The organism is Lysobacterales bacterium (genome assembly GCA_016721845.1).
Lineage (GTDB): Bacteria > Pseudomonadota > Gammaproteobacteria > Xanthomonadales > Ahniellaceae > JADKHK01.
This window is the reverse complement of sequence record JADKHK010000007.1, coordinates 17,399-30,511: the sequence shown is the minus strand read 5'-3', so window position 1 is coordinate 30,511 and position 13,113 is coordinate 17,399. Positions and strand designations below refer to the sequence as shown.

General features: G+C 67.6%; 11 protein-coding genes. 10 read left to right on the top strand and 1 reads right to left on the bottom strand.

Going from position 1 to position 13,113, the window contains the following annotated elements:
• The first annotated feature begins 127 nt into the window (after positions 1–127).
• The 8 genes from IPP28_04615 to galE all read left to right on the top strand — a co-directional run bounded on the left by IPP28_04615 (position 128) and on the right by galE (position 9,944).
• Positions 128–931, top strand: a complete 804-nt coding sequence (locus tag IPP28_04615) for a capsular biosynthesis protein (GenBank protein MBL0040329.1) — start codon at positions 128–130, stop codon at positions 929–931.
• 46 nt (positions 932–977) lie between these two features.
• Positions 978–1,688 (top strand): polysaccharide export protein, encoded by a 711-nt coding sequence (locus IPP28_04610; protein MBL0040328.1) that lies wholly within the window; start codon positions 978–980, stop codon positions 1,686–1,688.
• Positions 1,689–2,692: 1,004 nt separating this feature from the next.
• Positions 2,693–4,042 carry a polysaccharide biosynthesis tyrosine autokinase gene (locus tag IPP28_04605; protein MBL0040327.1) on the top strand — a complete coding sequence of 450 codons (1,350 nt, stop codon included), beginning with the start codon at positions 2,693–2,695 and terminating at the stop codon, positions 4,040–4,042.
• A gap of 3 nt (positions 4,043–4,045) precedes the next feature.
• Complete coding sequence (locus IPP28_04600; protein ID MBL0040326.1) at positions 4,046–5,404, top strand: DnaJ domain-containing protein; 1,359 nt, start codon at positions 4,046–4,048, stop codon at positions 5,402–5,404.
• Positions 5,401–6,627: a hypothetical protein gene (locus tag IPP28_04595; GenBank protein ID MBL0040325.1), complete on the top strand. Its 1,227-nt coding sequence runs from the start codon at positions 5,401–5,403 to the stop codon at positions 6,625–6,627. Before IPP28_04600 ends, IPP28_04595 begins: the two co-directional genes overlap by 4 nt.
• 137 nt (positions 6,628–6,764) lie before the next feature.
• On the top strand, positions 6,765–7,397 hold the full coding sequence (locus IPP28_04590; protein ID MBL0040324.1) for a hypothetical protein: 633 nt from the start codon (positions 6,765–6,767) through the stop codon (positions 7,395–7,397).
• A 65-nt stretch (positions 7,398–7,462) separates the two neighbouring features.
• Positions 7,463–8,827 (top strand): O-antigen ligase family protein, encoded by a 1,365-nt coding sequence (locus IPP28_04585; GenBank protein ID MBL0040323.1) that lies wholly within the window; start codon positions 7,463–7,465, stop codon positions 8,825–8,827.
• A gap of 109 nt (positions 8,828–8,936) precedes the next feature.
• A complete protein-coding gene (galE, locus tag IPP28_04580) occupies positions 8,937–9,944 on the top strand; it encodes a UDP-glucose 4-epimerase GalE (GenBank protein ID MBL0040322.1) in 1,008 nt (335 codons plus the stop codon).
• 229 nt (positions 9,945–10,173) lie between these two features.
• Here the strand turns inward: galE and IPP28_04575 are convergent, their stop codons facing one another.
• The gene (locus IPP28_04575) at positions 10,174–10,866 is read right to left on the bottom strand and encodes a transposase (GenBank protein MBL0040321.1); all 693 of its coding nucleotides are present in this window, start codon (positions 10,864–10,866) and stop codon (positions 10,174–10,176) included.
• Here IPP28_04575 and IPP28_04570 point away from each other — a divergent pair.
• Positions 10,865–11,875: an NAD-dependent epimerase gene (locus IPP28_04570; GenBank protein ID MBL0040320.1), complete on the top strand. Its 1,011-nt coding sequence runs from the start codon at positions 10,865–10,867 to the stop codon at positions 11,873–11,875. The genes IPP28_04575 and IPP28_04570 overlap by 2 nt on opposite strands.
• 25 nt (positions 11,876–11,900) lie before the next feature.
• Positions 11,901–13,073, top strand: coding sequence for a hypothetical protein (locus tag IPP28_04565; protein ID MBL0040319.1), 1,173 nt, complete (start codon positions 11,901–11,903; stop codon positions 13,071–13,073).
• Positions 13,074–13,113 lie beyond the last annotated feature (40 nt).

Genomic DNA, 13,113 nt, shown 5'->3' with positions numbered 1-13,113 from the left:
CCGATCTGCACGCTGGCAACCCGCATCTTTTAGCATCTGCGCAATTGCACGAACAACCGAACGCAGCATCCTCTGCTGTGACGCCGTGCTTATCGAGGCTTCACCGACGCGTGTTATACCGAACCCCATGATTGACCTGCATTGCCACTTGCTGCCGCGCATCGACGACGGCGCACCCGACATGGCGACAGCGTTGGCGATGGCGCGTATCGCGGTCGCTGACGGCATCACCGTCACCGCCTGCACGCCGCATATCTATCCCGGCCTGTACGAGAACAACACGAACGGCATCCGGGTCGCGATTCAATCGATGCAGACCCGTCTCGACCAGGAGGGCATCGCGCTACGCCTGGTCGAAGGGGCGGACGTGCATGTCGTGCCCGACCTGGTCGATGGTCTGCGCGACGGCCGCATCCCGACCCTGGCCGGCTCGCGCTATTTCCTGTTCGAGCCGCCCCACCACGTGGCGCCGCCGCGACTCGAAGAGACCGCATTCAACGCGATGGCCGCCGGCTACGTGCCGATCGTGACGCATCCGGAACGTCTGAGCTGGATCGAGTCACATTATCCCGTGTTCCAGCGCATGGCCCGGGCCGGCGCGTGGATGCAGCTGACCGCCGGTGCCGTGACCGGGCGCTTCGGGCGCCGACCGCAATACTGGGCGGAACGCATGCTCGACGAGGGGCTGGTCGCGATCATCGCCACCGACGCGCACCGGGCCGACCGGCGCCCGCCATTGCTCGCGGAAGCACGTGCTGCAGCGGCGCGGCGCCTCGGCGAAACCGAAGCCGACCAGCTTGTGCGGGTGCGTCCGCAGGGCGTGATCGACAACGTCGCGCCGGCGGCCCTGCCTCCCTTGCCCGCGGTTGGGACCGGCGACCGCGAATCGCCATCCGGCGGGTTTTGGCGGCGCCTGTTCCGGCAGGCATAATCATTGCTTGGACAAATGTGATCCATTTCACACTTTGGGACGATGCATGTTGAGATTCGCGGCCTTGGTGGCCTTGTTGCTGCTCTCCCTGGCGGGCTGTTCGTCGTCGTCGGCGCTGAAAAGCGGCTCGGCGAAAGCGGTCACCGCCACCCAATCGCTGCCGCCCCCGGACACCACGGCTGCGTCTGGCGCCTATGTCGGCGTCTCGGACTACCGCGTCGGGCCGCTCGATTTGCTGGAAGTCTCGGTCTTCCAGGTGCCGGACCTGAACCGGACGGTGCGGATCAACACCAGCGGCCAGATTTCCCTGCCCCTGATCGGCGCAATCCGCGCCGGCGGCAAGACCGTGACCGAACTCGAGGCCGAAATCGCCGCCAAGCTGTCCGCGCAGTTCCTGCAGAACCCGCAAGTCAGCGTGTTCGTGAAGGAGTTTTCCAGCCAGCGCATCACCGTCGAGGGCGCGGTCAAGAATCCCGGCATCTTTCCGATCACCGGCAAGACCTCGCTGCTGCAGGTCATCGCGATGGCGCGCGGTTTCGAGGAGCTGGCGGACGAGCGCACCATCATCGTTTTTCGCACCATTGAAGGCAAGAAGATGGCGGCCTTGTTCAACATTCGCGAGATTCGCGCGGGTCAGGTGGAGGACCCGCAGATTTACGGCGACGATATCGTCGTCGTCGAACGCTCGGGCGTGCGCAGCGCCTACAAGAGCGTGATCGACGGCCTGCGTGGCCTGATCGGCTTCAGCGCATTGTGATCCGGCACATGGACCGGGCCGGAGACAGGACATGAGAGACAGCAATCACCCAGGTGGCGCCGGCCGTGGCCAGTTGCCGGTGCCGATTTCCGAAGGTCGCGGTGGCCAGTTGGCGCCGGTCCAAGCGGTCACGCCGAGCACGGTGCTGGCCGAACTGCGCCAGGCCGAAGCGCCCAACAGCGACGAAATCAACCTGCTCGACTACTGGAACATCCTGGTCAAGCGGCGCTGGACCCTGATCGGACTGGCCCTGCTGGTGATGTTCGCGGCGTTCGTGAACACGCTGCTGACGACGCCGATCTTCCGCGCCGCCGCGACCATCCAGATCGACCGCGAAACCCTGAACGTGGTCAATGTCGAGGGCGTGACGCCCCAGGGCGCGACCAATGACTGGGAGTTCTATGAGACCCAGTACCAGTTATTGCGCAGCCGCAGCCTCGCCGAGCGCGTCGCCTCGCAACTGCGTCTCGGCGCCGACCCGTCGATGCGCCAGCAGACGCAACCGTCGCCGTGGTCGGCCCTGCTCGGCTCGCTGTTCGGCGGTCAGAAGAAGCCGGAGCCGGCCAAGCCGGCCTCGGCCAAGGTCGAAGACGATCGCAACTATTCCGGTGTCATTGCCGGCGGACTGACGATCGAGCCGGTGCGCGATTCGCGCCTGGTCAACATTCTCTACGACAGCCCCGACCCGCAATTCGCGGCGCGGGTCGCGAACGCGGTGGCCGAATCCTTCATCGCGACCAATCTCGAACGCCGCTTCGATGCCTCGTCCTATGCCAAGGGTTATCTCGAAGACCGGCTGGCGCAGCTGAAACAGAAGCTCGAGGACTCCGAGCGGGAACTGGTCGCCTTCGCGCAGAAGGAGCAGATTCTTTCCGCCACGAGCAACCAGACGCTGATGGAACAGAATCTCGGCGAGCTGAATTCCGCGGTCGGCGCAGGCCCAGGGCGCACGCATCCGGACCGAGGCCCGCTGGCGCCAGGCCCAGGCCAGCATCGGCGCCGCCTTGCCGGCCGACATGCTCGAAGGCTCGAACATCCGGCCCCTGCAGGACCGTCGCTCGACCTTGCAGAGCACGTACCAGGAGAAATTGCGGCTGTACAAGCCGGACTATCCGGAAATGAAACAGCTGCAGGCCCAGATGGATGAAGTCGATCGCCAGATCGCCGCCGAGATCGAGGGCATCAAGGCCACGGTGAAGGCCGAGTACGATTCCGCGCTGACGCAGGAAACCCTGCTGCGCGAACAACTCACCCAGATCAAGTCCGAGACCCTCGATCTGCAGAGTCGATCGATCGACTACAACATCCTGCAGCGTGAAGTCGCGACCAATCGCGAGCTCTACGACGGCCTGCTGCAGCGCTACAAAGAAATCGGTGTCGCCGGGGGCGTCAGCAGCAACAACATCTCGATCGTCGACCGCGCCCAGGTGCCGGGTGGCGCCTACAAGCCCAACATGCGCCGCAACCTGCTGATCGGCCTGTTGATCGGCCTGTTCCTCGGCGTGCTGCTGGCCTTGTTGCTCGAATATCTGGATGACACGGTGAAGACACCGGAGGACATCGAGAAGAAGCTCCGCCTCGTGCACCTCGGCGTGATCCCGAAGCTGGGCAAGGACATCACGCCGACGGCGGCGCTGATCGACGTCCGCTCCGGCTTCGCGGAAGCCTATCGCTCGGTGCGCACGGCCCTGCAGTTCTCGACCGAGAGTGGCGTGCCCGCCGTGCTGGTGATCACCAGCACCCAGCCCGGCGAAGGCAAGAGCACGACCGCGAAATCACTGGCGCGCAACTTCGCCCTGCTCGGCAAGCGCGTCTTGCTGATCGATGCCGACCTGCGCAATCCGTCGCTGCACCGCGTGTTCGATCTCGACAACTCGATGGGGCTGAGCAATTGCCTGTCCGGCGCGGCCAAGCCGGGCCAGTGCATCCATCGCGTCGACCAGGCGGGCATTTCGGTGATGCTCAGCGGACCGCTGCCGCCCAACCCGGCCGAATTGCTGGCCGGCCCGCGCATGATCAGCCTGTTGACCCAGGCCAGCGAACGCTTCGACCAGATCATCATCGACGCCCCGCCGGTGCTGGGTCTGGCCGATGCGCCGATCCTCGGCAACCTGGCCAAGGGCACCTTGCTGGTGGTCGAAGCAGGGCGGACCCGTGTCGGCGCGGTGAACACGACAATCAAGCGCCTGCTCGGAGCGCGCTCGCGCCTGATCGGCGCGGTGTTGACCAAGTTCGATGCGAAGGCGGCAGGTTATGGCTACGGCTATGGCGGCTACGGCTACAGCAGCTACCAGTACTACAGCTACGGTGGCTCGGCGCCGAAGAAGCTGACGGCGCGCCGCGAGGAATCCTGAGCGGTGAGCTTCGACGCGCTCGATCTCGCGTTGGCGCTGCACGCAGCGCCGGGGCGTATCGACGAATTGCGGGCGCGGCCCCTGCCTGAGCGCGGCATGGCGCCCTGGCTGCGGGTCGCGCTCGCGCAGCCGGACGCGCTGGCGGACGCCAGTGCCGCGTTTCCGGCCGATGCCGGACGGCTGGTCGACGCCGCGCGCTTCTATGTCGAACAACAACTGTTGGCGCGTGAATTCGACCAGGACCCCTGGCGCGTGCTCGGCGTCAATCCCGATGCGGCACCGGAACTGATCCGCGCACACCATCATTTGCTCGTGCGACTGGTCCATCCCGATCGCAGCGACGATTGGGCCTCGGCCTATGCCGATCGTGTCAACCGTGCCTGGCGGCAACTGCGTGACGCCGACGGTCGTGCGACCGCGCTCCAACACCCCCCGACCCGAACCGTCATCGAACCCTGGGAGGCGCGCCCGGCGACGCCGCGCAGTGCCACGCGCGCCGACCTGTCCCCGGTGCCGGCACCCCGCGGACGATCGCAGCCCCTGCCCTGGATCGCCGGTGGCGTCGCACTCGCCGTGCTCGCGGCGGTGGCCCTGCAACGCCTGCGCCCCGCGGACGAACCGCCAGCCACGCCGGCCACCGTCGCCGACGCGACAGCCGCCGCCCCCTGGTATGCCGAGACCCGCGCAGCCACCCCCGAGCCGATGGCGTTGCCGGCCATGGTGCCGATCGCGACCTTGACCCCGGACCGGTCGGCCGCGCCCGAGCATCCCGCCAAGGCGATCCGCGCCGCGCCATCGCCGGCCTCGGTCACACCGGCACCCGTGCGGATCGACCCGCCCGTACGCCCGCGCACACACACGTCGGTCAAGGTCGCGGAGACGCCGGGCGCCGAACCGCCGCCCGAGGCGAGCGTCGTCGCGATCGCGGATCCGGTCGCCGTCGCTGCGGTTGCCGATGCCGCGCCGCCGCCGGAAGCAACCGCACTGCCCAGCCTCGATGCGCAAAGCGGCCCAACCGTGCTGCGACATTTCCGCGAACGCTACGCCCAAGGCGACCTCAGCGGCCTGCTCCGCCTGTATGCGCGCGAGGTCCATGCCGACGTGCGTCGTGTCGCCGAGATCGCCAGCGACTACACGCGCCTGTTCAACGGCAGCCAGCAGCGCTACATCGATTTCAGCGACATGCAGTGGCAGCAGCGCGACGACCGCGTGGTTGGACGGGCGCGCTACGAGACCGGCTATCGCAAGCGGCCGTCGCTGCGCAAACACCTGGAGCGCGGCGAGGTCGAACTGGAACTCGTGCTCGATGGAGCCGAATCCCGGCTGCGTCGCTTCGAACTGCGCGCGGACCGAGGCCGATGACGGCACGCCGCCGCCTCTGGATGATCCTCGCTGCGCCGGCCCTGGCCTTGGCCTGGCTGGTCCTGCACATCGGTGTGGCCGACCTGCTCGTCGCGCAGGATCCGGACGCGGCGCTGGCCTGGTGGCCGCACCACGATGGCGCGCAACTGCAACTCGCCGAGATCGCCGCCGAACCGGGCGGCGATGCCGCGCAGGCCGTCGCTCGGGCGCGCGCCGTGCTGGCTCGCACGCCGCTCAACGGTGTCGCCTACCGGGTGTTGGGGCGTGTCGCCGATGGCGCAGGCGATGAAGCCGGCGCACTGGCGCATTACCGGATCGCGGCACACCGCGCGCCACGCGATCGTCCGGCGCTGGGCTGGCTCGCGAACCACGCCGTGCTGCACGGTGATTTCACCGCGGCGCTGGCGCGCACCGACCAGTTGCTGCGCGTCTCGCCGGGGCTGCTCGACGACACCCTGCCCACCCTGGCCGCGCTCGCCGCCATTCCGGAAGCACGGGTCGCGCTGCTGCGCCTGCTCGGAGAAGGCGCACCGCCATGGCGTCCCCGGTTCCTGTCGTGGTTGAGCCAGCAACCCGGCGCGCTGCCGCTGATCACGGCCTTGTTTTCGCCGCTGCGCGCCGCGCCGCAACCCCTCAGCATGGCCGAGCGTTCGGCCTGGATCGATCGCCTGCTGCGCGAGACCCGCGTCGCCGAGGCCCAGTTCCTGTGGATCGAGGCGCTGCCGGACGAGCGCCGCAAGGTGCTCGGCAATGTCTTCGATGGCGGCTTCGAACTGCCGCCCGACAATGGCGGCTTCGGCTGGACCTTTGCGCCGGTCGCGGGCGCGACCATCCATCAGGAACCGACCGCCGGGGCCGGCGGCGAGCAGGCGCTGGTGATCGACTTCCATGACCGCCGCGTCGCGTTTGCGCATGTCCAGCAACGCCTCGCCCTCCCGCCCGGACGCTACGCCCTGCGCGGTCGCACCCGCATCGACGGCTTGCGCAACGAGCGCGGCCTGCACTGGCTGCTGCGCTGCGACGACGGTCGTCTGCTCGCGGAAACCGAACGCTTCCAGGGCAGCAGTTCATGGCGCGACTTCCGCGTCGACTTCGAACGTCCTGTCGACGCCTGCAATGGCCAGACCCTCGTCCTGCACCTCGACGCGCGCATCGCGCCGGAGCAAATGGTCGGCGGCCGCATCTGGTTCGACGACCTGCGCATCTCGACGATCAAACATTGACCAGCCACGCCCGCCGATGCGATCCTCATGCGCGACTATCCCCGATGACGCCTCCCGCTGGAGCGTCAGGGTTCCTACGGAGAAGCCAATGAAAACCCTGTTCTTCCTGACGCTGGGCCTCGGACTGATGTCCGGTGGTGCGCGCAGCCGACGCGGTGGCCGCGCCGCTGCAGGCGACACTCAAGGAAATCACCGGTTCGGTGCTGGTGAACCAGGGCGAACAGTTCGTCGAACTCGCGCCCGGCACGCAGCTCAAGCCCGGCGACCGCGTCATGTCGATGGAAGACTCGAAGGCGCTGGTGCGTTATTTCGATGACTGCGAAGTCGAGGTCAAGGCCGGCGATGTCTACACCGTCGACGAGCGCCTGCCCTGCCCCTGCCTGAACTTCAAGGGCGAAGAAGACCCGGTTGCGACCCTGGTCGAGTCGACCGGTGACCTGAGCTTGCGCCAATACGACGAGTCCTACGCCGGCATTTCGGCCGGGCAGATGCTGCACATCGGCGACCGTGTGCGGATCGCGAACGAATCCAAGGGCCTGTTCGAATACCGCGACGGCTGCCGCGAAGAAGTCGCGGAATCCAGCGACTTCGAGATCCCCGACCAGTCGCCCTGCCTGTGCGCGGCCCTGGTGTTCGACAAGGTGGCGCCGGTGCAGGGTTCGCTGGTGACCAACCCGCGCGTCATCATTCCGACGATCATCGGCGCCTGCCTGGCGATCGACCACGACGATGGCAATTTCAACTGCAACGACGAGCAGGCCAGCCCGTAAGCGGTCGGCTTGCGTATCATCGATCGGGCCGCGCTGAGCGGCCCGATTCGTTTCCGGAGCCCGCGTTGGCGCATCCCCACCCCGACCCACCCGGCAGCCGCAGCGCACTGCTGATCTGCGGCGGCTTTCTCGGCCTGTGCGTGCTCGCGGGTGGCGGAACCCGTCAGGGCTTGCCGGTCGAAGCCGTGCTGCAACTGCTGGCGCTGCCGCTGATCGTGCTGGCTGGCGCGCGCCTGTCGGTGCGCCCGATGTCGCGGCCGCAGGGCCTGGTCGTGGGCTGGATGCTGCTGGTGCTGGCCTGGAACCTCGCGCAATGGCTGCCGTTGCCGGTGTCGATCTGGAGCGCCTTCGGCGGTCGCGCCGAACTGGTGGCCGAACTGCGCAGCGCCGGTGTCGGGATCGGCTGGCATGCCCTGTCGCTGGATCCGGATGCGACCCTGCGCGCGACGCTCGCCCTGCTGCCGCCGATGGCAGTGGGACTGCTGAGCCTCAGCCTGCCGCGGCGGCAACAGGTACGCCTGCTGCAGTTGATCCTGGTCCTGGCTCTGGCCAGCGCGGTGCTCGGCCTCGCCCAATTGGCCGGCGGCCCCGATAGCCCGCTGCGCTGGCACGCCATCACCAATGCCGATAGCGCCGTCGGGCCCTTCGCCAACCGCAACCATCTGGCCACCCTGCTGGTGTTGTCGCTGCCCCTGGCGGCCGCGCAGATGATCAATGCCGGCGCGCGCATCATGGCCGGGGAACAGCGCCCCCGACGCACCGCAGCACTCACCGTCGGCATCGTCGCCGGCGTGTTGTTGCTGCTGGCACTGGCGATGGTGCGCTCGCGCTCGGGCGTGGTGCTGGCCGGACTGGCCGCACTCGCGGCCGCCGCGATGCTGTGGCGTCGCCACGAAGACAGCGACGAGCGCCCGCGTCGCGGCGTGAAGCGCTGGTTGGCCGTGGCCGGCATCGGCGGCCTGATCCTCGCCGTCCAGTTCGGATTCTGGGGTCTGCTGCAACGCTTCGATGCCGATCCGATGGACGATCTGCGCTGGACGATCACCCGCAACACCCTGGCGGCGGCCGATCATTTCGGTCCGTTCGGGGTCGGGGCCGGCGGCTTCGTCGCCGCCTACGAATCGATCGAACCCGCGACCGATCGCCAGTCCGTGCTGATCAACCGCGCCCACAACGACTGGGCGGAATGGTGGCTGGAAGGCGGCTGGCCCCTGGCCATCCTGCTCGCGGGCGGGCTGCTGTTGCTGGCCTGGCGCACCGGCGTCGCCTGGATCCAGCGCGGCGATGCAGCCGTCTGGCAACGCGCCGCCGCCATCGGCCTGTGGCTGATCCTGCTGCATTCGCTCAGCGACTATCCCTTGCGCACCACCGCCATCGCCTGCGTCGCCGCGGTGCTGCTCGCCCATTCCTTCCAGAACCAGAGAATGTAGGAGCGAGCCCCGGCTCGCGACCGCTCGCGACCGCTCTGGGCTCTGGTTCTGGCGCATGAGAAGCCCGCAGCGGTCGCGAGCCGGGGCTCGCTCCTACTAGGATCCGCCCATGAAGATTCTGGTCACCGGCGGGGCGGGTTATATCGGCAGCCACACCTGCGTGGTGCTGCTGGCGGCAGGGCACGAGATCGTCGTGCTCGACAACCTCTGCAATGCCTCGGCCGAGTCGTTGCGGCGGGTGCAGGAGATCAGCGGGCGCGCGCTGCGCTTCGTCGAAGGGGATGTGCGCAACGCCGGCGACCTTGCCCGCGCCTTCAGCGGCGGCATCGACGCGGTTGTTCATTTCGCGGCGTTGAAAGCCGTCGGCGAAAGCTGCGAACAGCCGTTGCGCTATTTCGACCACAATATCGGCGGCACCATCGCGCTGTTGCAAGCGATGCGCGAACACCGCACGCGACGGCTGGTGTTCAGTTCATCGGCCACCGTCTACGGCGCCGCCGCATCGATGCCGGTCGATGAGGATGCGCCGCTGGGCGTCACCAATCCGTACGGCCGCACCAAACTGGTGATGGAAGACCTGATCCGCGACCTGTGCGCAGCCGACCCGGACTTCGGCGCCGTACTGCTGCGTTATTTCAATCCGGTCGGGGCGCATCCGAGCGGGTGCATCGGCGAAGACCCGATCGGCCCGCCCAACAACCTGATGCCTTACGTCGCGCAGGTCGCCGTCGGCCGCCGCGATCACCTCAACGTGTATGGCAATGATTACCCGACGCCCGACGGCACCGGCGTGCGCGACTATCTGCATGTGATGGACCTGGCCGACGCCCACGCCCGCGCGCTCGAGTTTGTTCAGCACCGCACCGGCGCGCATGTATTCAATCTCGGCACCGGCCGCGGCCACAGCGTGCTCGAACTGGTGCGCGCCTTCGAAGCCGCCAGCGGTCGCGCCGTGCCGTATCGCATCGGTGCACGCCGCCCCGGCGATGTCGCCATCCTCTACGCCAATCCCGCACGCGCCACCCGCGAACTCGCATGGACCGCCACGCGCACCCTGGCCGACATGTGTACCGACACCTGGCGCTGGCAATCCGCGAATCCGGATGGGTATCGATAGGTGGGTGGTTGCGAGCCGGGGTGGTTGCGAGCCAGAGCGGTCGCGGGCCGGGGTGGTTGCGAGCCAGAGCGGTCGCGGGCCGGGGTGGTTGCGAGCCAGAGCGGTCGCGAGCCGGGGTGGTTGCGAGCCAGAGCGGTCGCGAGCCGGGGCTCGCTCCTACAAGAGCATCAACCCTCGACCTGTAGGAGCGAGCCCCGGCTCGCGACCGCTCTGGCTCTCGACCGCTCTCCTACAAATGCGCCGACCCGCGACCTCCCATGTACGGATAATCCTCCGCCATTGCACACAATGCCGCGCGAACCGGATTGTCATGCACGTAGCGCAGCGCCAGCAGGAATTCACGTTCGTTCCTGATCGCGCGATCGTGGAACGCGTGTTGCCAAACCGGACCCGATGTCGAACGCATTGCCTGAACCTGCCGAGCGCTGAGCGACTTGAATGTCTGAATGACACGCGACAGCGAATACTGGTTCAGCTGCAGCACGCCATGCCAATGGTCCGGCATCAACACCCACGCCATGACCGTCGCATCCAGAAACGTCCTCGGCAGGCCATGCAAGTCGCACACCGCATTCGCCAACGCAGCGTCGCAAAATAGTGGCGCACGACTGCGAACGACCGTCGTCACCAGATACACCGCGCCCGGCACCGACATCCGGCCGCGGCGCAATGCAGAATGACCGTTTCCGGTGAGCTGTTCCATCCGTTCACGATGCCGCAGCGATGCATCGCGACGCCTGCGACGCCGTCGGAACATGCGCTGCGAAATGTCGGGTTTGGTCGATCGCCAGGGCGGTCGCGAGCAGGGGCTCGCTCCTACAAGAGCGTCAACCCCCGACCTGTAGGAGCGAGCCCCGGCTCGCGACTCTCCTGCAAATGCGTCGGCCCGCGAATCCGAAAAAACCGAATAACATTCCACCATGACCACCCTCGTCACCGGCACCGCCGGATTCATCGGATCGAACGTCGCGATGCGGCTGCTGGCGCGGGGCGAACGCGTGATCGGGCTCGACAATCTCAACGACTACTACGACGTGAACCTGAAGCGCGCGCGCTTGGCGCGGTTCGCGGATCATCCGAACTACGTGCATGTGCACGCGGACCTGGCCGATCGTGCGGCGGTCGAGGCCTGTTTCGCGACGCACCGGCCGACGCGGGTGGTGAACCTGGCGGCGCAGGCCGGGGTGCGTTACGCGGCCGAGAATCCGCATGTGTACGTGAGCAGCAATGTCACCGGCTTCCTGCACATCCTGGAGGGCTGCCGGCACAACGGGGTCGAGCACCTGGTCTACGCCTCGACCAGTTCGGTGTACGGTGCGAACACGGCCATGCCGTTCTCGGAACACCAGCCGACCGAACATCCGCTGACGCTGTACGCGGCGACCAAGAAAGCCAACGAGATGATGGCGCACAGCTACGCGCATCTGTATGGCACGCCCTGCACCGGCCTGCGCTTCTTCACCGTCTACGGTCCCTGGGGCCGACCGGACATGGCGTTGTTCCTGTTCACCAAGGCGATCCTGGCCGGCGAACCGATCCGCGTGTTCAACCACGGCCGCCACAAGCGCAGCTTCACCTATGTCGACGACATCGTCGAAGGTGTGATCCGCACGCTCGACCATCCACCCGCGAAGAACACGGACTGGAACGGCGCTGCACCCGATCCGGCAACCAGCGGCGTCGCGCCGTACCGCATCTTCAACATCGGCAACGAACAGCCCGTCGAGCTGCTGCGCTACATCGAGGTGCTGGAACACAGCCTCGGCCGCAAGGCGATCATGCAGCTGCTGCCGCTGCAGCCCGGCGACGTGCCCGACACCGAAGCCGATGTGTCGGAACTGATCGCGAACGTCGGATATCGCCCGGTCGTATCGGTCGAAGACGGCATCGCGAACTTTGTGCACTGGTATCGCGGGTACTACGCGGCCTGATGCGTACCCGCGGCGCCACCGGTCCATGAGGATTCTGTTTCCCGGCATCACCCATCCGCGTCCCGGCGGCGCCGAGACGCTGGTCATCGATATCGTTCGCCACGCCCACGCGGTGCTCGGCATCCCCGCGGTGTTGATGGGTTCGCGCGACGCCTTCGTGGCGCGACGCCTGAACGAACTCGCGGTGCCGCACACCTTGGTGACGGAAGAAGAGCTGCACGGATTCCGCACCGCCCACGACGACCTGTTCGTGCACTTCGGCCGCACGCCGTGGTTGCCGCGCGTGGCGCACCTGCCCGGGCGCGCGCTGGTCTGGGGCATCCTCGACACGCTGGTGACGGCCTGGAACCACGTCGGCGAGCGCCGCCTGTTCGGTCGCAGCCCGCTCGCCGATGCGCTCAATCGCGGCCTGATCCGCCGGCTGCTGCGGCAACAGGCATTGCTCGCGATGGATGGCGCGACCGCCGATGCCATCGACGGCTTCGTCGGCGGCGATGCGCACACGCCGATCCTCGCCCTGCCCTTCGACGTGTCCGACCGCCGCACGCCGCGCGCCGCCGCATCGCGTCCGGTCACGGTGCTGTCCTACATCGGCCGCAGCGACAACGCCTGGAAGATATGGCCGGTGCGACGCCTGCTGCGCGACCTCGCGCAGCTCGACGGCCGCTTCGAACTCGATGTGTACACCGACCACGCGGGCCCGTTCGCGGCGATGATCGACACCGTGCGCGGCGCCAACACCGACGTGAACTATCACCTCGGCCTCTACGGTGCGGCGCTGCGCGATCGCCTGTCCGATCGCTCGGACCTGCACCTGTCGATGGGCTTGTCCGCACTCGAAGGCGCCCTCGCCGGCGTGCCGACCGCGCTGATCGATCCCGGCCATGTCGACCTGCCCGATCATTACCGCTATCGCTGGCTGCACGACACCGAACGCTGCACGCTGGCGCGGTTCGTCGACGACACGCCGGTCTTTCCGGGACACACGCTGATGGCGCTGCTGCAGGCCGCGACCTCCGATCGACGTGTCGCACTCGCCACGCAGGGTGCGGAACACGTCGCCACCCACCATCACCCCGACTCAATCGTGCGGCGACTGATCGCCACCCCGAGCACGTGGACGAATCGTGACCTGTGCCGCTGGACACCGGCGGCGTGGCCGACGGTTCGCCCGTTCCGGCGCACCCGGCCCTTGTAGGAGCGACCCACGGGTCGCGATGCTTTCCCGTCCGATCCCA

Excerpts from the sequence above, each read along its gene's own strand:
- IPP28_04575 (MBL0040321.1), bottom strand. The coding sequence starts at position 10,866 with ATGGTGGAATGTTATTCGGTTTTTTCGGATTCGCGGGCCGACGCATTT.
- IPP28_04610 (MBL0040328.1), top strand. The coding sequence starts at position 978 with ATGTTGAGATTCGCGGCCTTGGTGGCCTTGTTGCTGCTCTCCCTGGCG.
- IPP28_04570 (MBL0040320.1), top strand. The coding sequence starts at position 10,865 with ATGACCACCCTCGTCACCGGCACCGCCGGATTCATCGGATCGAACGTC.
- galE (MBL0040322.1), top strand. The coding sequence starts at position 8,937 with ATGAAGATTCTGGTCACCGGCGGGGCGGGTTATATCGGCAGCCACACC.
- IPP28_04565 (MBL0040319.1), top strand. The coding sequence starts at position 11,901 with ATGAGGATTCTGTTTCCCGGCATCACCCATCCGCGTCCCGGCGGCGCC.
- IPP28_04595 (MBL0040325.1), top strand. The coding sequence starts at position 5,401 with ATGACGGCACGCCGCCGCCTCTGGATGATCCTCGCTGCGCCGGCCCTG.
- IPP28_04615 (MBL0040329.1), top strand. The coding sequence starts at position 128 with ATGATTGACCTGCATTGCCACTTGCTGCCGCGCATCGACGACGGCGCA.